21 protein-coding genes and 1 tRNA gene are annotated in these 20,531 nt (G+C 68.3%); 15 read left to right on the top strand and 7 right to left on the bottom strand.

The window, feature by feature from the left end; translation table 11 throughout:
* Positions 1-14: 14 nt before the first annotated feature.
* Complete coding sequence (locus tag ABN273_RS06540) at positions 15-1,337, bottom strand: ABC transporter substrate-binding protein (RefSeq protein ID WP_349447734.1); 1,323 nt, start codon at positions 1,335-1,337, stop codon at positions 15-17.
* A gap of 221 nt (positions 1,338-1,558) precedes the next feature.
* On the opposite strand from ABN273_RS06540, the gene ABN273_RS06545 reads away from it, so the two are divergent.
* The 4 genes from ABN273_RS06545 to ABN273_RS06560 all read left to right on the top strand — a co-directional run bounded on the left by ABN273_RS06545 (position 1,559) and on the right by ABN273_RS06560 (position 5,884).
* Positions 1,559-2,566, top strand: coding sequence for a LacI family DNA-binding transcriptional regulator (locus tag ABN273_RS06545; RefSeq protein ID WP_349447735.1), 1,008 nt, complete (start codon positions 1,559-1,561; stop codon positions 2,564-2,566).
* A 396-nt stretch (positions 2,567-2,962) separates the two neighbouring features.
* Complete coding sequence (locus ABN273_RS06550; RefSeq protein WP_349447736.1) at positions 2,963-4,366, top strand: MDR family MFS transporter; 1,404 nt, start codon at positions 2,963-2,965, stop codon at positions 4,364-4,366.
* A 21-nt stretch (positions 4,367-4,387) separates the two neighbouring features.
* Positions 4,388-4,531: an NAD(P)H-binding protein gene (locus ABN273_RS06555; RefSeq protein WP_349447737.1), complete on the top strand. Its 144-nt coding sequence runs from the start codon at positions 4,388-4,390 to the stop codon at positions 4,529-4,531.
* A gap of 66 nt (positions 4,532-4,597) precedes the next feature.
* The gene (locus ABN273_RS06560) at positions 4,598-5,884 is read left to right on the top strand and encodes a SpoIIE family protein phosphatase (protein ID WP_349447738.1); all 1,287 of its coding nucleotides are present in this window, start codon (positions 4,598-4,600) and stop codon (positions 5,882-5,884) included.
* Between the two features lie 1,884 nt (positions 5,885-7,768).
* Here the strand turns inward: ABN273_RS06560 and ABN273_RS06565 are convergent.
* Positions 7,769-9,883, bottom strand: coding sequence for an ATP-binding protein (locus ABN273_RS06565; RefSeq protein ID WP_349447739.1), 2,115 nt, complete (start codon positions 9,881-9,883; stop codon positions 7,769-7,771).
* Positions 9,884-10,132: 249 nt separating this feature from the next.
* Between ABN273_RS06565 and ABN273_RS06570 the strand changes: the two genes are divergently transcribed.
* Complete coding sequence (locus tag ABN273_RS06570) at positions 10,133-10,510, top strand: Het-E N-terminal domain-containing protein (protein ID WP_349447740.1); 378 nt, start codon at positions 10,133-10,135, stop codon at positions 10,508-10,510.
* A 327-nt stretch (positions 10,511-10,837) separates the two neighbouring features.
* On the opposite strand, the gene ABN273_RS06575 is transcribed toward ABN273_RS06570, so the two are convergent.
* Positions 10,838-11,419 carry a hypothetical protein gene (locus tag ABN273_RS06575; RefSeq protein ID WP_349447741.1) on the bottom strand — a complete coding sequence of 194 codons (582 nt, stop codon included), beginning with the start codon at positions 11,417-11,419 and terminating at the stop codon, positions 10,838-10,840.
* A 503-nt stretch (positions 11,420-11,922) separates the two neighbouring features.
* On the opposite strand from ABN273_RS06575, the gene ABN273_RS06580 reads away from it, so the two are divergent.
* From ABN273_RS06580 to ABN273_RS59410, 5 genes are all read left to right on the top strand, one after another.
* A complete protein-coding gene (locus ABN273_RS06580) occupies positions 11,923-12,234 on the top strand; it encodes a hypothetical protein (RefSeq protein WP_349447742.1) in 312 nt (103 codons plus the stop codon).
* A gap of 951 nt (positions 12,235-13,185) precedes the next feature.
* Positions 13,186-13,602, top strand: coding sequence for a class I SAM-dependent methyltransferase (locus ABN273_RS06585; RefSeq protein ID WP_349447743.1), 417 nt, complete (start codon positions 13,186-13,188; stop codon positions 13,600-13,602).
* A complete protein-coding gene (locus ABN273_RS06590; RefSeq protein ID WP_349448245.1) occupies positions 13,602-14,042 on the top strand; it encodes a transposase in 441 nt (146 codons plus the stop codon). Before ABN273_RS06585 ends, ABN273_RS06590 begins: the two co-directional genes overlap by 1 nt.
* 19 nt (positions 14,043-14,061) lie before the next feature.
* Positions 14,062-14,559 carry a hypothetical protein gene (locus tag ABN273_RS06595; RefSeq protein WP_349447744.1) on the top strand — a complete coding sequence of 166 codons (498 nt, stop codon included), beginning with the start codon at positions 14,062-14,064 and terminating at the stop codon, positions 14,557-14,559.
* Between the two features lie 507 nt (positions 14,560-15,066).
* Complete coding sequence (locus tag ABN273_RS59410) at positions 15,067-15,660, top strand: replication initiator (RefSeq protein WP_502910953.1); 594 nt, start codon at positions 15,067-15,069, stop codon at positions 15,658-15,660.
* A gap of 170 nt (positions 15,661-15,830) precedes the next feature.
* Here the strand turns inward: ABN273_RS59410 and ABN273_RS06600 are convergent.
* Positions 15,831-15,907: transfer RNA gene (locus ABN273_RS06600), tRNA-Pro, on the bottom strand.
* A 96-nt stretch (positions 15,908-16,003) separates the two neighbouring features.
* On the opposite strand from ABN273_RS06600, the gene ABN273_RS06605 reads away from it, so the two are divergent.
* The 4 genes from ABN273_RS06605 to ABN273_RS06620 all read left to right on the top strand — a co-directional run bounded on the left by ABN273_RS06605 (position 16,004) and on the right by ABN273_RS06620 (position 18,001).
* Positions 16,004-16,429, top strand: a complete 426-nt coding sequence (locus tag ABN273_RS06605; protein WP_349447745.1) for a hypothetical protein — start codon at positions 16,004-16,006, stop codon at positions 16,427-16,429.
* A 70-nt stretch (positions 16,430-16,499) separates the two neighbouring features.
* Positions 16,500-17,048 (top strand): hypothetical protein, encoded by a 549-nt coding sequence (locus ABN273_RS06610; protein WP_349447746.1) that lies wholly within the window; start codon positions 16,500-16,502, stop codon positions 17,046-17,048.
* Between the two features lie 8 nt (positions 17,049-17,056).
* Complete coding sequence (locus tag ABN273_RS06615; RefSeq protein WP_349447747.1) at positions 17,057-17,797, top strand: hypothetical protein; 741 nt, start codon at positions 17,057-17,059, stop codon at positions 17,795-17,797.
* Between the two features lie 6 nt (positions 17,798-17,803).
* Complete coding sequence (locus ABN273_RS06620) at positions 17,804-18,001, top strand: hypothetical protein (RefSeq protein WP_349447748.1); 198 nt, start codon at positions 17,804-17,806, stop codon at positions 17,999-18,001.
* A gap of 67 nt (positions 18,002-18,068) precedes the next feature.
* Here ABN273_RS06620 and ABN273_RS06625 read toward each other — a convergent pair whose 3' ends face one another.
* Positions 18,069-18,482 carry an ATP-binding protein gene (locus ABN273_RS06625; RefSeq protein ID WP_349447749.1) on the bottom strand — a complete coding sequence of 138 codons (414 nt, stop codon included), beginning with the start codon at positions 18,480-18,482 and terminating at the stop codon, positions 18,069-18,071.
* Between the two features lie 15 nt (positions 18,483-18,497).
* Positions 18,498-19,268, bottom strand: a complete 771-nt coding sequence (locus tag ABN273_RS06630; protein ID WP_349447750.1) for a SigB/SigF/SigG family RNA polymerase sigma factor — start codon at positions 19,266-19,268, stop codon at positions 18,498-18,500.
* A gap of 175 nt (positions 19,269-19,443) precedes the next feature.
* Between ABN273_RS06630 and ABN273_RS06635 the strand changes: the two genes are divergently transcribed.
* Positions 19,444-19,800 carry an STAS domain-containing protein gene (locus tag ABN273_RS06635; RefSeq protein WP_349448246.1) on the top strand — a complete coding sequence of 119 codons (357 nt, stop codon included), beginning with the start codon at positions 19,444-19,446 and terminating at the stop codon, positions 19,798-19,800.
* Between the two features lie 3 nt (positions 19,801-19,803).
* On the opposite strand, the gene ABN273_RS06640 is transcribed toward ABN273_RS06635, so the two are convergent.
* Complete coding sequence (locus ABN273_RS06640) at positions 19,804-20,520, bottom strand: ANTAR domain-containing response regulator (protein WP_349447751.1); 717 nt, start codon at positions 20,518-20,520, stop codon at positions 19,804-19,806.
* Positions 20,521-20,531: the final 11 nt, after the last annotated feature.

The following is a 20,531-nucleotide window of genomic DNA, read 5'->3' on the forward strand; positions in this document are numbered from 1 at the left end:
GGTCCGTCATGCCGTCAGCTCGCCGGCCAGCTGTCGTCGATCGCCTTGAGTGCCTGGTCGAGACTCTGCTGGTTGCTGATCCACCCCGTCATGCCCTTCCAGAAGCTGCCGGAGCCGACCGCGCCGGGCATCGCGTCGGAGCCGTCGAAGGCGATGCCGGTCGACTGGTAGGCGATCTTCGCGATGTTCTGGATCGTCTGGGTGGGATAGTTGGCGACGTCGAAGTCCTTGTGGGGCGACAGCCACGCGCCGGTCTTGGCGCCGGCGGCGCCGAAGTCCTTGGTGGCCATGTACTGCAGCAGCTTCTTGGCCGCCTCGTTGTCCTTGCTGAACAGGCCGGCCAGGTCGCCGCCGCCCTCGACGGGGTTGTCGCCCCCGGCGGTGGCGGGCGGGAAGCCGAAGACGCCGACGCGGTTGTCGATGTCGGCCACCACGTCGTCGGGGAAGAAGCCCTTGGCGGCGACGAAGTTGCCCTGCTTGTACATGAAGCAGCCCGGCGGGTTGCGGAACATCGGGTTGCCGGCGGTGCCGAAGTTGTTGCTGGAGATGGACTTGCGGCCGCCCAGGACGTTGCCGTCGGTGAAGGCGATCTTCTCGAAGGTGCCGGCGGCCCGGCGGACCAGCGGCGAATCGAACTTGGTCTTGTGGTTGATCCAGTCGTCGTACTTGGCCGCGCCGCCGTACTTCAGCACCAACTCCTCCATCCAGTCGGTGGCCGGCCAGCCCGTGGCGGGACCGGACTCGATGCCCAGGCACCAGGGGGTCTTGCCCGCCGAGCGGATCTTGTCGGTGAGCGCGAGGAGTTCGGGGATGGATTTCGGGATCTCGTACCCGGCGGACTCGAAGGCCTGCTTGGGGTAGAAGACCAGGCTCTTGACGTTCATGCTGGCCATGAGGCCGTAGAGCTTGCCGTCCTTGCTGCCGGCCTCCAGCGTCCCGGCCGTCATGCTGTTCTTCAGTGTGGGCATGTCGAGGATGTCGTCGAGCGGGGCGAGCCGGCCCTTGGCGGCGAGGTCCTTCATGATGCCGGGCTGCGGGAACAGCGCGATGTCGGGCAGGTTGTTGCCCTGCACCCGGGTGACGATGAGCTGGTTGAAGTTGTCCGACGGGGACCACTTGATCGTGATGCCCTGCTCCTTGGCGTACGGATCGAGCGACACCTTCAGCGCGTTCAGGTTGTCGCCGGTCATGCCGGTCATGATTTCCACGGTTTTGCCGGCGTTCCCCGTGCCGGTTCCACTGGTCGCCGTCGAACCTCCGTCGCTCAGGCAGCCGCTGGACAGCAGCGCGAGCGCGGTCATCGGCGCGAGCGTTTGGAGCAGTTTGGTCCGTCGCATCTGTGACTCCCTTGAAAAGACGCGCGGGGGGCCGGCAGGCGCCCCGGCGTTCCCCGGTCGGGGGCACCTGGCAGCAGGGAGACCGGCCCACCCAACGAGGAATTGACGCGAGTCAACGATAGGTATGATTACCGGGAAGGCTGAACCGGTCAGCCGGTAACATTTCTGCAACATGTGGTAACCGATGGTTCCTGTCCCCCGACCCTCAGGACACTTCACGCATGGTCACCAGAGCTGACGTCGCACGCCTCGCCGGCGTCTCCACCGGCACCGTCTCGCATGTGCTCACCGGCGCGCGGTCGATCCGCCCCGAGACCCGCCGCAAGGTGCTCGACGCCATGGAGCAGCTCGGCTACACCCCCAATGCCATGGCCAGCGCCCTGGCCGGCGGGCGCAGCCGCATCATCGCGATCGTCTTCCCCTCCCAGCCGCGCACGATCGTCGGATCGGACCTGGAGTACGTCCTCGCCGCCACCGACGCCGCCCGCGCGCGAGGCTTCCACGTCGTCCTCTGGACGACCGGGCAAGACGACATGGACGAGCTGCGCCAGCTGGCTCGAGCAGGACTCATCCAGGGGTTCCTGCTGATGCAGGTCACCCTCACCGACAAACGCGTGGATTTCCTCAAACAGGCCGGCATCCCCGTCGGGCTCATCGGCCGAACCAGCGAGCCCGGCCACATCCCCTACGCGGACGCCGACTTCGATCAGATAGCGCGCGTGGCGGTCGAGCATCTCGCAGGCCTGGGACACCAGACCATCGGCCTGCTCAACGCCCCGTACGAGGAGGGCACGCGCGGGATCGGAGCAGCGGTGCGCTTCGCCGACGCCGTCCAACGATCCTGCGCCGAACTCGGGATCGCCTGCACCGTCATCGCCAGCGAGCACACAGTCGGCGCAGGCCGGGCGGCGCTCCGCAAACTCCTGGAGGCCGCGCCGGACATGACGGCCGTCATCGGCTACAACTGGGAGGCCACTCTCGGCGCAATGCACGAGGCCCGCGCCCTCGACCGGCCGATCCCCGAACGCCTGTCACTCATCATCTGCTCCAACGGCGAACCTGAGTCGACCGACCCGGAACTGACGACAGCGGCCCCACCCGCAACGGAGATCGCACGTGCCGCCGCCGAGGCACTCATCGACCATCTGACCGACCGCGATGCCCAGCCGGCTCAGCGGCTGCTGCCCGGCGTCCTCATCGAGCGGCAGAGCACGGGCCCCGCAGGCTGACCTCTTCGTGATCGGGAAGCGTGTCCGCTTCGTGGGACGACCAGCCGCCGAACCACATGTGTACCTGGACGCTCCAAGAGCGTCCGGGGCGATCCCCGAGTTGCACTGCCCTGATATGAGGCGTTAATGTCGTCGGCGCCCGGTTGATCATCTCCCGGGCTGTCTGCGTCCTTGCGATCCATCGGGAGCCTCGAGAACAAACGAACACCATGAAGAACCTTGATCGATAAGCCCGTGACCGGGTGGATCAGGGTTGAGAGGGCCGAGCAGGCCGGTTCGGGTCGGGTTCATACCTGACCAATCCCCCATCTCCATCGCCCATTTGGGGCTGATGTTCTTCATCCGTTCGTTTGCAGGCTCTGCTGGAGCTTGCTGCCCTGATCGCAAGGATCTTTCGTGACTTCCCGTTCTTCCGTTCGCGCCGGAACCGTTTCGGCCGGTGCCACCACTGTCGTGGCCCTCCTGATGGCCGCGGTTTTCCTGTCTCTGCTCGACTCGCAGATCGTCGCCACCGCGCTGCCCCGCATCGTCGGCGACCTCGGCGGCCTGAACCAGTTCGCCTGGGTCACTACCGGCTACCTCATCGCCGCCAGCGCCGCCGTTCCCGTCTACGGCAAGCTCGGCGACCTGTACGGCCGCAAGCGCGTCTTCCTCATTTCGATCCTGGCCTTCGTGGCCGGCTCGGCTGCTTGCGGCATGGCCCAGACCATGACTCAACTGATCGCCTTCCGTGTCGTCCAGGGCATAGGCAGCGGCGGCCTGTTCATCTCGGTCCTGGCCATCATCGGCGAGATGTTCACTCCCCAGCAGGGCGCCCGCTACTACGGCTGGTTCTCCCTGACCTTCGGCGCCGCGTCCCTGACCGGGCCCACCCTCGGCGGCCTGCTCACCGACCTGGCCGGCTGGCGCTCGATCTTCCTGGTCAACCTGCCCCTAGGCGCACTCGTTGTGACCGTCATCTCCCTTCGGCTGCACCTGCCCGCCCAACGCAAACACGCCCGCATCGACTACCTCGGCGTCATCCTCCTGGTCGTCGCAATCGTCGCCGTGAACCTGCTCACCACCTGGGCCGGCACCGCCTACCCCTGGACCTCACCGGTCACCCTCGGCCTGGCCGCCGCCTGCCTGCTCTTGCCGGTGCTGTTCGTCCTCGCCCAGCGCCGCGCGGCCGACCCGGTCATCCCCTTGCGCCTGTTCGGCGACCGAACGTTCTCCATCGTCGTGGCGGTCGGCTTCATCGCCGGGTTCCTGGGCCTCGGCATCGTCAACTACCTGGTGCTGTGGCTGCAGGCGGTCCTGTCCCTCAGCATCCGAACCTCCGGCTACCTGCTCACCGCGATGATGCTCGGCGTCGTACTCACCTCCTACGCCTCCACCAAGCTGATCGCTCGCACCGGCTCCTACCGCCGCCATCCCATCGCCAGCATGGTCCTGTTCGCGCTGACCGGACTGCTGTGCGCGGTCATCGACGCCGGCCCGGTGCCGGCGACCGTCTTCCTGCTGCTGTACGGCGTCGCCGGCGGGCTCAACTCCCAAGCCCTGAGCCTGGCCGCCCGCAACGCCGCCGGCCGTGACGACATCGGCGCCGTCCAGGGCACCGCCGCCATGGCCAGGCAGATGGGCACCGCGCTCGGCACCTCCTTCTTCGCCGCCCTGGTGACCAGCAGGCTTCCAGCCCAGCCTGACCCGGCCGCCTATGCCGACGCGCTGCACCTGGTGTTCCTTGCCGTCATTCCGATCGCGCTGATCGGGCTGGCGCTATCCCTGTTCCTCCCTGACGTCAACCTCTCCCGCTCCTGAACACCCGAGAAAGGACCTCTCATGTTCCTCATCACCGGCGCCACCGGCACTGTCGGCACCGAACTCCTCGCCCTGCTCGCCGACCGGAACGTCCCTGTCCGGGCCATGACCCGCAATCCCGCCAAGGCCGCCTTCCCCGCCGGCGTGCCAGGTCGACGGTCATGAGGCCGAAGGGGGGCGCAGCGCCGCACCCTGCCGTGATCAGGCAAAACGCCTCGTAGAGTAGATGGTGTGGGCGGGTTCGTCAGCCCGCATGGGCCGGGCGCACGCAAGCCGGGCACGCCGCAGATCGACTATGCGGCGCTGTTCGCCGCGACGCCGAGCCCTTGTCTGGTACTGGACCCAGACATGATGATCGTCGATGTCAACAGGGCATACCTGCACGCGACCGGCCGTACCGCCGAGGACCTGATCGGGCGCCACATCTTCGCCGCTTTCCCTGACAACCCCGATGATCCCCGCGCATCCGGGGTGAAGAACCTGCGCGCCTCGCTGCACCGGGTGCTGGCCTACCGGGAGCCGGACACCATGGTGCTGCAGAAGTACGACATCCCCCTCGCCGACCACCCCGGCGTGTTCGAGGAACGCTGGTGGTCCCCTATCAACGCTCCCGTCCTGGCGCCGGACGGGACGGTGTCGTGGATCATCCACCGGGTCGAGGACGTGACGGAGTTCGTCCGCTCCTGCTCCCCGCAGCCGCCTGCCCTCCGCCGTTCGGTGGTGCGGGAGGAAATGATGGAGGCCGAGCTGTACGCGCGGGCGCAGGAGCTGCAGCGACTGAACGAGGAACTGCGCCGGGCCCACGCCCGTGAGCGTCAGGTCGCGCTCGCCCTGCAGGAGGCCATGCTCTGCTGCCCGGACCTTGACCTCCACCCCGAAATCGCGGTGCGCTATCTGCCCGCCGTGGGGACGCTGAACGTCTGCGGCGACTGGTACGACGTCGTCGATCTGCCTGACGGCTGTTTCGCCGTCGCGGTCGGCGACGTTGTGGGCCAGGGTTTGGCGGCCGCAACGGTCATGGGAATGTTGCGCAGTGCGCTGAGCGGCGCGATCCGCGCGGTGAATGAGCCGGGTCCGGCGCTGGAGGTGCTCGGCCTGTACGCCGGTTCGCTTGACGGAGCGCTGGCCACCACGGCGGTCCAGGCCGTGATCGATACCGCAAGGTGCCGCATCACCTACAGCAGCGCCGGGCACCTGCCGCCTGTCCTGCTCCATCCGGACGGCTCCTGCGAGCTGCTGGACCAGGCCACCGACCCTCCGCTGGGCGCCCGCCTCGACCACGTCACCCATTCCCAGGCCGATCTGCCCTATACGGCGGGTGACACCCTTGTCCTGTACACCGACGGTCTCGTCGAGCGCCGCGGGGAGGACATCGACGCCGGCCTGGCGCGCTTGACCGGCGCGGTCGCCCGATCCGGCCGGCTGGGCCCCGACTGCCTCGCCGACGACCTGCTGGCCCGCCTGAACATCAGCAGCGGCGCCTGCGACGACGTGGCCCTGCTGATCGCCCGCCTGTAATGGCGTCGGGGCACGTGCAGCGGGCCGCCTGCAGGGTGCCGGTAGTCTCCGGTGCACCGTGGGCGGCCCCCTGCCCGGCGCCGAACTCGTTGCCCCGCCGGCTCCACTTGCCGTCCGCGCAATCACCAGGCATCGGCAAACGGATGGTTGGCTTGCCTGGCGATAAGGTGAGCTCCTGGAGAGAACCGCGGTCTCGCGGTTCTCGGATCGGGTCCGGTCGAGGTGGTAGTGAGCGGCGAAGCTTGGCTTCGGGTGCCGATCGGGCCCGAGTCCCATCGCTGGCACACGATCTCGCCCATGCGCACCGTCCTGGCGGTTGCGCGTACCGTCACCACCGCCGGCCGGTTGCTCGACATGGTGCCGCTGTTCCGATCCGACCGCCGCCTGCAGGTGGTGTTCACCGTCAGCGGCGGGTCGGCGTTCGACGACGGCGTGACCGAATACCTGCGCGAGGTCCAGGCCCGTACGGTCACCTGGGCGCAGGCCGTGGACACGCCGTTCGACCTGGCCATTTCCGCCAGCGCCAACGGCGACCTGCACCGGCTGCAGGCTCCGTTGCTGCTCGTCCCGCACGGCGCGGGGCACAACCGGCTGCTCAGATCGGCCGAGGGGATCTCGGGCCTGGCCCGGCGGCAGTTGGTGCACGAGGGGCGGGTGGTTCCCGCGGCCATCGCACTGTCCCACGACGAGCAGCTGACCCGGCTGGCGCGGGACTGTCCCGAGGCGGTCCCGCGTGCCGTGGTGACCGGCGATCCGGTCTTCGACCGGATGGTGGCGAACGCGGAGCGGCGTGCACGGTACCGGCGGGCCCTCGGCGTCGGCGGCGACCGCAAGCTGGTGCTGCTGAGTTCGACGTGGGGTGAGCATTCGCTGCTCGGCGCGAACGGCGACCTGGTGGCCCGCCTGGTCGCCGAACTGCCTTTCGACGAATACCAGGTGGCCCTGGCCGCGCACCCCAACGTCTGGTACGGCCACGGCGGCCTGCAGGTGCGGCTATGGCTGGCCGACGCCCGCGACGCCGGACTGATGCTGCTGCCTCCCCATAGGGGCTGGCAGGCGGCCCTGCTTGCGGCGGATGTGATCGTGGGCGACCACGGATCGGTGACGTTCTACGGAACGGCTCTGGGCCGCCCGGTCCTCCTGGCGTCCTCCGGGCGTGAAGAGGAAGAGCTCGACCCGGCCTCCCCCACGGCTGCTCTGTGCCGGGCGTTGCCCCGGCTCGATCGGCGCCGAAGCCTTCAGCGGCAGCTCGAGAACGTCATGGCCGCCCGCCGGGCGTACGACGAAGTGACTGGGCTGACGCTGGGCAGGCCCGGCGAGGCGGAGAGTCGGCTGCGCGGCCTGGCCTACCGGTTGATGAACCTCCCGGAACACGATCCCGCCCCCGCGCCCATGCCGCTGGCCGAGCCGTCCGCGGAACGCGATGAGGTGCTCGCTTTCCTGGTGGAGACGGACGTCAAGGACGATTCGGTGGCGCTGCGTCGATTCCCCGTCGTGCCGGAGCACGAGCCCGGCGACGGGGTACGCGAGTTGCATCTCGTCGTGGCCGGTCACGTACTGGATCGGCGGCTTCTGGAGAGTGCGGCGATCATCATCGGCGACGACGCGGCGCCCGGCTGGGCGGAGGAGACGCTGCGCCGCTATCCGGGCTGTCACGTCGCGGCCGAGATCGTCCATGCGGGACTGGTTCATCTGACGCTGCGGGGCGGGCGGCGGCTGCGCGTCTCCGTGCCAGGCCGTCCACCTGATCCCTGGTGCCTGCCGTCCGCCGTGTACGGCTGGTTGATGAACGGCCGTGAGCCGGAGCACATCACCTTCATCCAGGTAGGCGACCAGGAGATCCGCATCAACGTAACCCCCCCCCCGGCTCTTTTGAGGCTTCGTTCAACTGACGGCAGCCAGGCGAACCCGCAGCTCCTCGGCCTTGGGCAGGTTGCCCGAGGCCATGCAGACCGCGAGTGCCTGCCCCAGATACGCCCTGGCGCTCTCGTGGTCTCCGGCGTCGCGGGCGAGCTCGGCCAGCAGTTCCCACGCCTGCGTCTCCCGCGCCGGCACCCGGCACTCGCGCAGGAGCGCCGCCGCCGTCTCCGTTGACCGCACCGCCTCGGCGTGGTGGCCGAGGGCCCGGTGGGCCTCGCCCAGCCCCAGCTGGATCCGGCCACGGCCGGCCTTGTCGCCGGGGGCCGCCATGCCGGACAGGGCGCGTTCGAAGGCGGCGATCGCCTCGCCGGGCCGGCCCGCCTGGTTGTGGGCCAGGCCGAGGTGGTAGCTCTGCAGGCCGACGCCACGCGCGTTGCCGGCCTCCTCGTGAATGGCCAGCGCCGCGACGAAGTGCCCGGTGGCCTGGTCCGGCTCTCCCTGTGCCAGGGCGGCCCGGCCCAGCGACTCCAGGACCACCGCCTCCATGCGCCGGTCGCCCCCCGCGAGGGCCGCCCGGCGGGCGTGGCGGAGCTCCTCGTGCGCTTGGTCGTACGCCCCGAGCTCCACATGAGCGCGGGCCAGTTGGTTGCGCATCCTGGCTTCCACGGCCGGGTCCCCGATGCGGAGGGCCGCGGCCACGCCCAGCCGGTTGGCCTCCAGCCAGTCCGCGTAGTGGCCGCGGTCGTGGTGGAGCGGCCACAACGCCTCGGCGATCTGCCAGACGACGTCGTCCCATTCGCGGGCGGCCGCCGCTCGGACGATCGCGAGCACGTTCATGCGTTCCGCCTCGAGCCAATCGAGGGCTTCTTCGCGAGTGCGGAACGGCTGCCCCACAGCCGACAGCCGCTCCTGGTGGTCGGCCAGGCGCAGGCGGCTGCCCAGCGCGGCATCGGCGGCGGCCACGTGTCCCACGTACCAGTCCGTCACCCGCCGCAGTGCCGCCTCTCGCTCCTGCTCGGGTTCCTCTCGTTGCCCGCAGCGGGCGGCGTGCAGCCGTACGAGGTCGTGGAATCGATATCTGCCCGGTTCGTCCTCATCTACCAGGTTGACGTCGACGAGGAGCTCCAGCGCCTGCTCCGGCCCGTCCGCCAGGACGGCCCGGGCCACGCCGAGGGTGAAGCCGGCGCCCGGGACGACGCCCAGCAGGCGGTAGAGCCGGGCAGCCGGCTCGGGCAACCCCTCGTACGCGGACTGGAACACCGCTTCGACGACCGCTCTGCCCTCCGTCGCCAAGCGGTCGAGACGCTGGTTGGCGTCCATCAGCTCGCCGGCGATCCGGGCGATCGTCCAGGCGGGCCGCTGGGCCAGACGCGCTCCGGCCACGCGCAGGGCGATCGGCAGGCCGCCGCACAGGCGTACCAGCTCGCCGGCCTGGTCGTGCTCCGCAGCGACCCGATTCTCGCCCAGCATGCCCGCGAGCAGCGACACGCCCGGCTCCTCCGCCAAAGGCTCGATCGTGACCGGCTTGGCCCCGGCGACGAGCAGTTCGCCGAGCCGGCGGTGACTGGTGACGACCACCGCACTGCCGGCGGAGGCGGGACAGAGCGGAATGACCTCGGCGGCGTGCTCGGCGTCGTCCACGACCACCAGCAGCCGCATGTCGGCCGTCAGGGAACGGTACATGCCCGCCCGCTCCGACAGCTCGGCCGGGATCCAGGTCTCGTGCACGCCGAGCGCACGCAGGAAGCCCGCCAGCACTCCGCCCACCTCCGCGCCGCCGCGGTGCCGCAGGGCCTTGAAGTCCACGTACAGCTGGCCGTCGCGGAAGCGTTCCCGCGCCTGGTGCGCCCATCGATGGCTGATCGCGCTCTTCCCGACGCCCTTGAGGCCGCTGATCACCGCAACCGCGGGCCCCTCGTCGAGAACGCTGTCGAGGAGGGCCAGCTCCCTGGTCCTGTTGACGAAGTCGCGCGGCATGGCGGGCAATTGCCGGGGAACGCGCACGGGCGACGGGGGCGGGCCACCCATGTTGACCGTCCCGATGTCCCTGGCCTGCACCAGCCCGCCGGTGACCTGCCCGGACACCTCATTGTGCGTCCCGGTCGCGCTCGATTCCCCGTCGTCGCCGCGACCAGTCACCGCGTCCGCCTCATCCGCCTCATCCGTGGACCGCCATCGCACGTCACGATTCAGCAGTGTTCCGGTCCAACGGGATCGTCGCAAGAAAGCCAATAGCCATTTTGTCCACTTTCAGAGTTGGCTGTCCGGATTTTCGGTGGCGAAGCTCGCCGTCGAGTCATATCCGATCGGCAAATCGGCCCGGGTCCGCCGCTCCCGACCGCATGCCGGTCCTACGCTGGAGGAAACCTCCTTCGCGAGAGGGGCACGATGGACCCGAGCGTCATTCCCACGCTGGCGGCGGTCATATCAGCCATTGTCGGCGGTGCTGCGGGCGAAGCCGGCAAGAATGCCTGGACCTCGCTGACCGCGCTCATCCGCCGCCGATTCGGCGATGACGTCGCCGTCACCTCTGCCATAGAGCGTGCGGAAAGCCGGCCCCCAGAGGAAACCGCAGAAATCATCGCAGCCCACGCGGCAGCGGATCCCTCATTTCAGGAGGCGCTCGACCGCTGGACCGTCGAGACGGCGCGCCTCATTCAGAGCAAGCATGACGTGTCGAACACGATCAGCGGCAACGCCCGGATCACCGGCCCCGTGCTCCAGGCAGGCGACGTCTTCGGCTCGATCAACCTCGGCAAATCCTAGCGTCGCCCCGTAAGCGTCCAGCGATGGGCCGATACCGCCCGTTCGCACCTGGCTCGGCGCTGAACGCCCTCCTGTGGACAGGCATCGGCTGTGGAAACGGCTTGAGCCGCTGCTGCCCGAGGACGGCCCACGGGGCGGTCCGACCCGGAACGGCCCGGCGCTCGTCGAGCTCGGCCCTTCCGCCAGCGTCAAGTGTCCGTCGAGGTCGATGACGCGCTCGCCGGTGTTGGCGACGGCCGCCACGACCATAGGCTGTCCGGCGTGCAGCAGGAATGCAAGCAGGACCGCGGCGGCGGGACGGGTGAACAGTGATCGAGACATGTGCGACTACGTGACGGAGTGGTGCACCGTCCCGGTATAGGTGCCCGCCACCGCGTCGTCGGGTACGTGGATCTCCAGGGTCGGATTCCAGGTGCAGGAATTGTCGCCGGAGCCGGACGTCTTGCTATAGGAGATACGCGTGGTGTCCAGCGTCTGGTCATCGGCGGCGGTGGGCTGGCCTGCCACGAAGTTTCCGGTGCCTGTGGTGGCCGTGGCCTGACCCGACCAGTAGTAGACCTCGTCATTCGGAATGGTTTCCGGGGAAGTGCCGGCGCCCGTGGTGAAGCCGCCCGACCCGGCGACCACGGTCGCGGTCCAGGTGGCGTTGAGGGCCGCGCGCTGGTCGGACACCGTGATCGCGCCTAGCTGCGCACTGATGTGGCCGCCCGAGTTGCCGGTTCCGAGGTTCACGGCGGAGGTCGGCAGGGTTACGGCCAGTCCCCCCTCCGCGGTCACGGTGAAGGTCACCGTGGTGGGGCAGGTGGTGCTCTCGGCGCAGGTGTCGGCCCGCGAGGGTGCGGCCACAACCACGGCTGCGGCCAGGCCGGCGGCACTGGCCACAGAGATGCCCGGACGACGGTGGAACACTGCCATCTCCTTCACTGATTGTCGCCCAATGTCCGGGCTGCCTGCTTAATCACATTCTTCGCAGCTGTCATAGAACGAAAACCGCCGGAGGCAGCGTCTGAGAGATTCTTGGCGACCATGTGGTGGCGGCTATATGTCGCCACTCGCCGGCCTTTCCCGAAATCTGCCATGCGGCGGAGACGAACCGACCTGCCGTCCGCACCTCGGCCGAATCACAGTTCTTACCACGGTCATTACTTCGGGCTTGCGGTACACATACGCGCCTGGGAACGCCCAGGGGCTGCGGTGATCTCGGCTGCCAACGTTCGGGCACACCATTGAACCTGGCGCCCTACGCGCTGCGCGGAATCGGAATGAGACGAGCCGTGCCTATGGCTCCGTTACGCGAGCCTCCTGGTCGCCGGCCTGGCTGATGGATACGCGAAGGTCATCCTCAACGAACAGGTTGCGCTCGTGGATCAGCTGGGCAAACAGGCGGTCCGGCAAGCCCTCCGGGAGCTCCCATGAACACCGCCGAGGAGCTCTCCCCTCGCCTGTACAACCTTCCCTCGATCGTCAGCGCAAGAAGAGGCCAAAGGGCGGTCCAGGTCGACCACGACAACAACCAGTGGTGGCCGCTGCACGTGGACGACTGGCGGATACGGATGCTCGTGGCCCGATGGAGCACCCGCGTGTCCCACGCCATGATCGACGTCTATGCCGACATGGTGAAGAAAGCCGACGCCTATGGCTGGGACGCGCTCGCCAGTTCCAGGACCAGGAGGTCATCGACCGGTGCACCGCCCCCTACGCCCGCGGCCGCGACCCAGCGCTAACTTCACCTCGACCGTACGGCGATCGCGGCGGCGGACAGCGCGCTCAGCGCTCATTTGAACGGCCGGTCCGCATGGTCCCCGGCCGCGCGTCGTGGGCTCGCCGGACCCGGCCGAGCGAGATCATGCAGAAGGCCCGTCTTCCTGGAGTTTCTCCAAGAACGACGGGCCTTGCTTTACCGTCGGGGCAACAGGATTTGAACCTGCGACCCCTTGACGCCAGGCACACCACGGAAGGGCGGGATCACGGCCGATACCCGCCCTCACCTGAGGTTATAGTCCTTGCCGGTCCTTCAGCGTCCAAGGTCGTCCGGCGCGATTGTCACTCAGTCATCCTGCCCCTTCCACGGACGCCACACAGGCGTGAAAATTGGGGCGGGTTGCTCGCCGACGCCGGTCATAACGTGGGACCTGAATCCCGTCACTCAGTCTGGCGCTGGGGCCCGACCTTGATGGGTCACGCATTCTGCTCGGGGGGCCTCGGTCGGGAGCCGAACATTCTGACCGGCGTGCTCGAAGCAACAATGCCCCCAGCCGCCCGGCAATCTCCTCCAGGCTCATCCCGGACTCCCGCGCCTCCGCGATGGCCTGCCGCCGCATCTTGGCCGCCTCGGCGACCAACCCCTGCTGCTCGGTCATGAGTCGGCTGAGCATGCGGGCTCGTTCCACAGGATTGCTGACCTGCACGACTTCTCTCAGCGTCGTCAAGTCCATCCGGGCGTTGCCTCCTCAGCGACCGACATTCGACGCACTTGGCGGAGGGATACGCGCTCCAGGGAAACCCCTTCGGCCCTGGGGCAATGGACTTCGAAATGATCGCAGGGAGGCTGGGGAGACTTCGCTCACAGGGTGACTCCGCGTCGCTCCCGGGTCTGGCTCTCGGGATCGCCGGCGAGTGGCCCGCGCGGCGCGGGTTCAACGACATCTGGGCTGAGCTCGGGCAGGGATGGGGTCGTGATCGAGGGGGCGGGCTTCGGGCAACGCGACCGCAGCCGCCAGTGGGACGCGATTACCCTCGTGGCAGTCCTGCACCATCTCCCACTGCCCGAGACGCTGCACGACCTGCGCGAATGCCTCTCTCCCGGTGGCCGACTCGTTGTCATCGGGTGCCACCGGGAAGCGAGCCCTGCCGACTTTCTCGTCTCGACGGCCGCACTTGCCACCAACCCGATCATGGGCCTCATCAAGCACCCGTCCCGCGCGCGGTCCCTGCCGCTCCAGATGACCGCCCCCACCGCCCCGGCGCATGAAACACTCAACGAAATCCGCATGCAGGCCGCGGCCGCCCTGCCGGGGGCGAGAATACGGCGGCGCCTCTTCTGGCGGTACTCACTGGTCTACGACAAGCCGGGGCGCCAGAAGTCGGCCTGATCAAGGCCAAGCGCCGCCCTCACCGGGACGGCGCCAAGACCACCTTGCTGTCGACGTACCTGACCACGCCGATCCGGTATGTCTTCGCCGACCAGGGTTTTGCCGGACGGCTGGTGGACTGGACTCACGACACGCTGCGCACCACCCTGGAGATCGTGCGCAAGCCCGCTGTCCAGCGTGGGTTCAACGTCATCTCACGCAGGTGGGTGGTCGAGCGGACGTTGGCCTGGCTGACCGCCTGCCGCCGTCTGGCTCGCGACTACGAACGCGATCCCGCGGTGTCCGTGGCGATCATCCGCTGGGCCGCCATCGCGGGGGATTGCCCGACGCCTTACTCGCGGCGGACCCGCCCAACGCCAGGCCTGCTACATCTGCGACTGACAGAGGTGATCACCATCTCAGGCGCCTGGAGGCGATCCGTCGCGGAACGCTCAGTGTGAATCGGCCGTCTAATCGATCATGGATCTGCGGCACCTGAAACGCTCGCCTGCTCTGCTGTGCGCTCTGGCAGCGCCGTTGCTGTACGCCGGAGTGACCCTGATCGCGCTCCAGTTGGCCGCCCAGGCGGGGCTCAACCCCGGGCACGAAGGCTGGAACGACCTGTTGCCGGGCCGGCTGGACCGGGCGATCGAGTCGGCGAGGGGATGGGTGGGCGCCATCGCCCTCATCCTCGCCGCCGAGGCGGCCGCGATCGCCGCACTGGGGGGCCGGCTGAATCGCCGATCCACCGCCGGCGGCCTCGTGCTGTGCACGGCCGCCGGCATGGTCTACCTGATGAGTCTCGCCCTGGCCGTACTGAGCACTTACGCGATCGTGCTTTATCCTTCTGGCGATACCGATCTCGGGCCGCTTTTCCCGGGTTGGTACTTTCCTGCACTGATCGTCATCGCCATCGCGACCCTCACCGGGCTGACCGTCTGGCTGTCCGCCGCGGTCAGGGAGGCCTCAGCCTCCTGATGGTCACCGCTGCGACCACGGGTGGCCGCATACGTGCCATGCCGCGCTCCCCGAACACGTCCGCAGCCTGCTAACCGGCTCCGTGGGCTGATGCGACTCCTTGAAGTGTCACAACTCCACCCCTCAGGCTGATCTTCTCAAACATGCTCAAGCAGGGATAAGAATCGGCTGCGCAGGTTTGTCACCTTTACTTTCTCCCTCTGTCGGGTACTTCACAGAAAATTTGGAGATCTTGGACATTTAATGCCAGGTCTTGCCTTGGGTCGCAATATCCCGATCTATGCAGAACCGTCTCAGCTGTAACCTTCTGATCCGTAGCGAGAACGTGATCGTCCACAGCTGTCCACAAGTGCCTCGACATGCTGGTCACAGGCCTCTATCGCGCGATCCCAGTCCACCTACCTCTGTGATCGTCCAAGGTCGTTGTTAACAACTGAGTTACCAAGATCAGCCGTGTCGGCGGAATGCTTCCGCCGACACGGCTGACACCTCAGCTATGGTCACCCGATGGCGGGACCCGACAAAGGAGGGCCCTGGCGGCGCTCCCCCCGACCACGACCGGCGTGGACCGAAGTACGCGTCGGTTTTGTTTTTGCGTCGAGCGCACTAATCGAGAAGTCCCACTCGGTGCTCGCGGCTCCCTCCAATGTGGTTGTGAATGGATACTCGTCACAGTTCAGGTTCTTCCACCGGGGGGTGTGTGAGCACGGGCGGCCGGTCGGCTGCCGTGTCCGGCATGAGCCGCACGATCCGTGCCTCAGTCAGCCGCTGTGTCTGGACTGTTACGACTACGTCGGGGCCGTGCTCTGGCAGGCGCACACGGGCGGGCTCTGGAATCGCTTCGCCCTGGAAGTGCGCCGCGGCCTGGCGAGTGAAGCGGGTCTGAGCCTACGGCAGTTCAGCCGGCTGGTCCGGGTGTCGTTCGCCAAGGTCGACGAGTACCAGCGGCGGCGGGGCTTGATCCACTTTCACGCCATCGTCCGGCTCGACGGACCGGGGCTCTCAGGAACCGCCACCGGACTGAGCCTGGCATCATCTTCTGGTCCGTGCCGTCCCGTCCGCCGTTTGGCGCGTCCGGCTCACCACTCCCCCAAGCCCTAGTGGCACCGCCGTCACCGAAGCCGTCTACCGCAAGCAGATCCGCCCCCGTACTCCTGCAAGGAGCTGCGGCGATGGACACTCTCTTCGCCCGGTAGTCACTCGGTTGGTCACTCATCAATGCGAAAGGGTGCCATCCTGATGGATGGCACCCTGCTCGACCAGCGAAAACCTGGTCGGGACGACAGGATTTGAACCTGCGACCCCTTGACCCCCAGTCAAGTGCGCTACCAAGCTGCGCTACGTCCCGGTCGTGTCCGTCGCTCCCTTCGGAGCGGGACGTCATAACCTTAGCGCATATCGGAGGTACACGCGTCCGCGGAGAGCTGGAGCGGAGGTGGCCTGGGTGGGGCGGAGGCCGACCATCGATCGGCGGGAGCTGGCCAGGCTGGTAGCCGAGGGGATGAGCGTGCAGGAGCTGGCCGCGCACTTCGGGGTCAGTGAGTCCGGGGTGCTGCAGGCCAAGCGGGCCGCCGGGCTGGCCAAGCCGATGCTCGACCACAGCCGCGCCGTGCCGTGGAAGCTGGCCCGCGTCCACGCCCAGTCCGGGCCGGCCACCAATCTTCGTAACCTGTCGGCGGCCGCTCAGGGGAAGCCGCCCGCGGCCGAGCGGTTGAACACGGCTCTGCGGTGGGCTCAGCGGCTCGTGGACGCGGGGCTGGACGTGCGGTACGACGCGGTTGAAGGGTTCAGTGAGGTCCCGGCGCCACCAGGCGGCTCACACGTCGCAGCGGTGCTGGCCGCGGCGAAGGAGGCGCTCGAAGCTCGCTGAGACGGCGAGTTTCGACATGCCCGTTCGAGGGCAGTCGCTGGTCTCGACACAGAGACCGGAGGCGAAGATCATGACCACCTTCATCTGGGTGGCCGTCGTCGTGGTCGCGGTGGTGGCGCTCGCCGCAGTCGCATATCTCGTGCTGGGGCAACAGCAGCGGCGCAGGCATCTCCGCGAACGTTTCGGCCCGGAGTACGAACGCGCAGTCGCGGAACACGATAACCGCCGAGAGGCCGAGCAGGAGCTGCTCGACAGGGAGCGGCGCCATGCCGAGCTCGACGTCCACCCCCTGACGGAGGAGTCGCGCGACACGTACGCGAACCGGTGGACCGAGGTGCAGGAGCGCTTCGTGGACGCCCCCGGGTTCGCGGTGACCGAGGCTGATCAGCTGGTCACGGCGGTCATGGCGGAACGGGGTTACCCGACGCAGGACTTCGAGGAGCGGCTGTCCACCCTGTCGGTGGGGCACGCGGCCACGCTCGACCACTACAGGACGGCTCACGAGATCAGCGGGCGGGCGGCCAGGAAGGAGGCCTCGACGGAGGATCTGCGGCAGGCCATGGTGCACTACCGCGCGCTGTTCGAGGAGCTGCTGCATGAGACCTCACGAGGACGGTGAAGGAGACCATGGGAATCCCCACTCCCAGAAGTGGCGACGAGGAGCATGCTCGTATCCCCCAGACGGCGGATGAGCACTCGCGCCACGAATACTCGAACGATGATGACGAGCCTCGTCGCAGCGAGAATGGCGAGTATCTCGCCGGCGACCGCTCTCCCCGAGCCGTGGCCGACGACGAGCCGACAGCCCACGGTCCAGGCGCCGACGACGAGCCGACAGCTCACGGTCCAGGCGCCGACGGGCTGAGGGCGCGTGGCGCGGGCGCCGACGATGAGCTGGTGGCGCGTAGCCCGCGTAGTGACGACGAGTACGCGGCCGCCGTGCCCGGGGCCGTGACGGCTCCGCAGGGCGAGCGCGACGCCCCCTACCGCGACCCGTATGCCGGAACCGGCGGCGGCGACATGCCGTCCGAGCCAGGGCCGGAGGCCTCCGATGAGGTCCCCGCGCACGCCGCCCCCGAGGACGTCGTCCTCTTCGATCAGGACCCGGACCAGGTGCAGGCCCGCTGGCGCGATCTGCAGGCGTCGTTCGTCGACGATCCCGGCGAGGCCGTACGGCGTGCCGACGGGCTGGTCGGCGAGGTCGTGGAGGCCCTCACCAGCAGCCTCACCAGCCGTACGGACGGCTTGCGCGACCGCTGGAAGGACGCGAAGGACGCCGAGTCCGCCGACACCGAGCAGCTGCGCCTGGCGCTGCGCGACTACAGGAGCGTCCTGGAGAGCCTGCTCACCCTTTCCGAGAGGAGGTGACATGACATGCTCGCGGTAGTCGCAGCGATCATCTTCGGGCTGGGGTTCCTGCTCGACCTGGTCGGCGTGCGAATCCCCGGCGGGTTCTCCGGCATGACGTTCGCGTTGCTGGGCCTGACGCTGCTGGCCCTGCACCAGGCAGGCGTCGGTACGGCCGGCGTCCGCAGCGGATACGGCAACTGGCGCGGACGAGCCCGCCGATAAACCCCCAAAAACCCCCAAAAACTTCATGAGCGGGAGGCCGCCGGCAAGGCGGTCTCCCGCGCAAGCGTCACTCCTTGCCGGGGAAGCGCATGATGACGGTGCTGCCGTCGCCCCCTGCGCGCAGGGTCAGGTCGGACGACAGCAGGCGGGCCACCCACAGCCCCATCCCGCCCACGGCCCCCGGCAGGGGCCCCGGCTTCCACACTCCCTCGTCGTGCACCTCCACGACCAGGTCGCCGTTCACCAGCCAGGTACGCAGGAAGGCGTGGTCCGACCCGTGGGTGACGGCGTTGGTCGCCACCTCGTTGACCGCGATGATGAAGTCGCCGACGGCCTCCTCGGCCATTCCGGCGCCGCGGGCCTCGTCCTCAGCGAACTGCCGGACCTGCGGCAGGTCCGGCAGTCGGAAGCGAAGCTCTTTCACGGGCGCGCCGGGCGGCGGGCTCGTGTAGCCCGACTGAGGCTCTGCGTCCTCGTTCACCCGGCGACCTTCTTCTCAACCGACCAGCTCAGTGCGTAGCTGGTCGAGAACCTTGCGGAGGATACGTGAGACGTGCATCTGGGAGATCCCGAACTCGGCCGCGATCTCGGCCTGCGTCATGTTGCCGAAGAACCGCAGCAGCAGGATGTGCTTCTCCCGGGACGGGAGCGCGTCGATGAGCGGCTTGACGGCCTCCCTGTCGACCATGGTGCTCAGCGTGTCGTCGTCTTCCGGGATGACGTCGCCGAGCGAGGCGGCGTCGTCGTCGGTGCCGAGCGGCGCGTCGAGCGACAGGGTGCTGTACGCGGCGGAGGCGTCGAGCGTCAGCAGGACGTCCTCCTCGGTGATGTTCATCTTGGCGGCCAGCTCCGCGACGGTCGGCGATCTGCCGAGGTCCTGGCTGAGGTCGGCGACCAGCCGGTTGAGCTCCGAGCGGCGCTCCTGGTAGAGGCGCGGCACCCGGATGGCCCACGTGCGGTCCCGGAAGTGGCGCTTGACCTCGCCGGTCATCGTCACGACGGCATAGCCCCTGAACGCGTGGCCGAGGGTGGGATCGAAGCCGTTGACGGCTTTCATCAGGCCAACATACGCGGCTTGGAGGAGATCCTCCAACGGCTCGCCGCGGTAGCGGTATCGCCTGGCGATCTCCATGGCGAGCGGCCTGTGCATCTCGACGATGCGTTCGCGCAGGCGCTCCCGTTGACTGTCGGGGGTTTCCGCCCTGACCATCTCGGCCAGGAGCTCTTCAGCCGTCATTTCCTCGAGGACGTATTCCTGCACAGCCATCGCTGCTCCTCATATGGATCGCAGGCGGCCTCCCCCAGCAGGAAAAGCCCAGGCAGAGGCACGCCTCGCTCTACTCTCGAGACGAAAGCCCGCTGCTGGACTCCGCAACAAGTGTCCCCCGTATCGCCGGAAGTATTCCTCCCATGTTCGGTGACAGTAGGGTTGCTCCGTGACCATGCCGGAGAACGGCGAGGGGCCTGTGGCGGCCCTGAGCCTCACGTCGTCGACCGTGGACGAGATCACGGTGATCCGGGTCGACGGCGTGCTCGACGCCACGACCCGCGAGCAGTTCGCCGACTACCTGTCCATGGCCGGCCCTAACCTGATTCTTGACCTGGCCGGCGTGACGTTCATGGATTCGCGGGCGCTCGGGCTCATCGTTCACCACTGGCAGACGAGTCTGGCCTCGGGCGCCAGGTTCGCGCTCATCGGGGTCGAATACTCCAAGTCCAGGGTGATGTGGATCACCGGGCTGGCGCAGCGGCTGCCGCTCTACGACACGCTCGACGACGCGCTGGCCGCCATCGGCTGAGGCTCAGCGCTTCGACTTGCGCTGGTGCTCGTCGACCAGCAGCCTGGCCAGGTCGGCCACCTTGACCTGGTGGTGCTGGGAGATCCTGCGCAGCTCCTCGAACGCGGCCTCGGCGGTGCACCCGCTGGTCTGCATGATGATGCCCTTGGCCTGGTCGATCACCGACCGTCCGGCGAGAGCCTCCTGGAGCTGGGCGGCGTCGGTGCGCACCTCGTCGAACTCCCACATGTTCGCCATCGCCACCCCGACCTGCTCGGTCAGCATGTCGGCCAGGGAGTGGGCGCCCTGCGGGGAGAACGCTCCCGGGCGTACCGAATAGAGGCCGACCAGCAGCAGGGCGGGCGCCACGTCGATGGGGACGACGAGCACGGAGCGCACGCCCCACCGGGTGGCCAGCGCGTCGTAGCGGGGCCAGCGGGTCTCGCTGAGCACGTCGCTCACGCTCGCGCGGCCGCCGCTCTGCCTGGCCTCGATGGACGGGCCCTCGCCGAGTTCGCGTTCGCCTTCGACGAGCATGATGAGCTCGCTGTGCGAGCCGGAGACCAGCACCCGGTGGTCGCGCCAGTGCTCGGCCGAGGCTCCCGAGCAGCCCGGGACGCCGGCGGCCAGCGCCGTGGTGAGGCCACGCAGCACACTTTCCGTCGAGGTGTCCTCACCCAGCCGGCCCAGAGTGGCGAGGTCACGGGCGAGACCGGGGGTGATCATCGCGGTCGATTCCATAGCAACAAGCC

Origin of the sequence: Nonomuraea sp. B19D2, assembly GCF_040137845.1 — a bacterium.
Taxonomy (GTDB): Bacteria; Actinomycetota; Actinomycetes; order Streptosporangiales; family Streptosporangiaceae; genus Nonomuraea.

What these genes read in the sequence shown, in the direction of transcription:
- ABN273_RS06540 (WP_349447734.1), bottom strand. Translation starts at nt 1,337, where the DNA reads ATGCGACGGACCAAACTGCTCCAAACGCTCGCGCCGATGACCGCGCTC.
- ABN273_RS06545 (WP_349447735.1), top strand. Translation starts at nt 1,559, where the DNA reads ATGGTCACCAGAGCTGACGTCGCACGCCTCGCCGGCGTCTCCACCGGC.
- ABN273_RS06555 (WP_349447737.1), top strand. Translation starts at nt 4,388, where the DNA reads ATGTTCCTCATCACCGGCGCCACCGGCACTGTCGGCACCGAACTCCTC.
- ABN273_RS06570 (WP_349447740.1), top strand. Translation starts at nt 10,133, where the DNA reads ATGGACCCGAGCGTCATTCCCACGCTGGCGGCGGTCATATCAGCCATT.
- ABN273_RS06580 (WP_349447742.1), top strand. Translation starts at nt 11,923, where the DNA reads ATGAACACCGCCGAGGAGCTCTCCCCTCGCCTGTACAACCTTCCCTCG.
- ABN273_RS06595 (WP_349447744.1), top strand. Translation starts at nt 14,062, where the DNA reads ATGGATCTGCGGCACCTGAAACGCTCGCCTGCTCTGCTGTGCGCTCTG.
- ABN273_RS59410 (WP_502910953.1), top strand. Translation starts at nt 15,067, where the DNA reads ATGGCGGGACCCGACAAAGGAGGGCCCTGGCGGCGCTCCCCCCGACCA.
- ABN273_RS06610 (WP_349447746.1), top strand. Translation starts at nt 16,500, where the DNA reads ATGACCACCTTCATCTGGGTGGCCGTCGTCGTGGTCGCGGTGGTGGCG.
- ABN273_RS06615 (WP_349447747.1), top strand. Translation starts at nt 17,057, where the DNA reads ATGGGAATCCCCACTCCCAGAAGTGGCGACGAGGAGCATGCTCGTATC.
- ABN273_RS06620 (WP_349447748.1), top strand. Translation starts at nt 17,804, where the DNA reads ATGCTCGCGGTAGTCGCAGCGATCATCTTCGGGCTGGGGTTCCTGCTC.
- ABN273_RS06630 (WP_349447750.1), bottom strand. Translation starts at nt 19,268, where the DNA reads ATGGCTGTGCAGGAATACGTCCTCGAGGAAATGACGGCTGAAGAGCTC.
- ABN273_RS06635 (WP_349448246.1), top strand. Translation starts at nt 19,444, where the DNA reads ATGCCGGAGAACGGCGAGGGGCCTGTGGCGGCCCTGAGCCTCACGTCG.
- ABN273_RS06640 (WP_349447751.1), bottom strand. Translation starts at nt 20,520, where the DNA reads ATGGAATCGACCGCGATGATCACCCCCGGTCTCGCCCGTGACCTCGCC.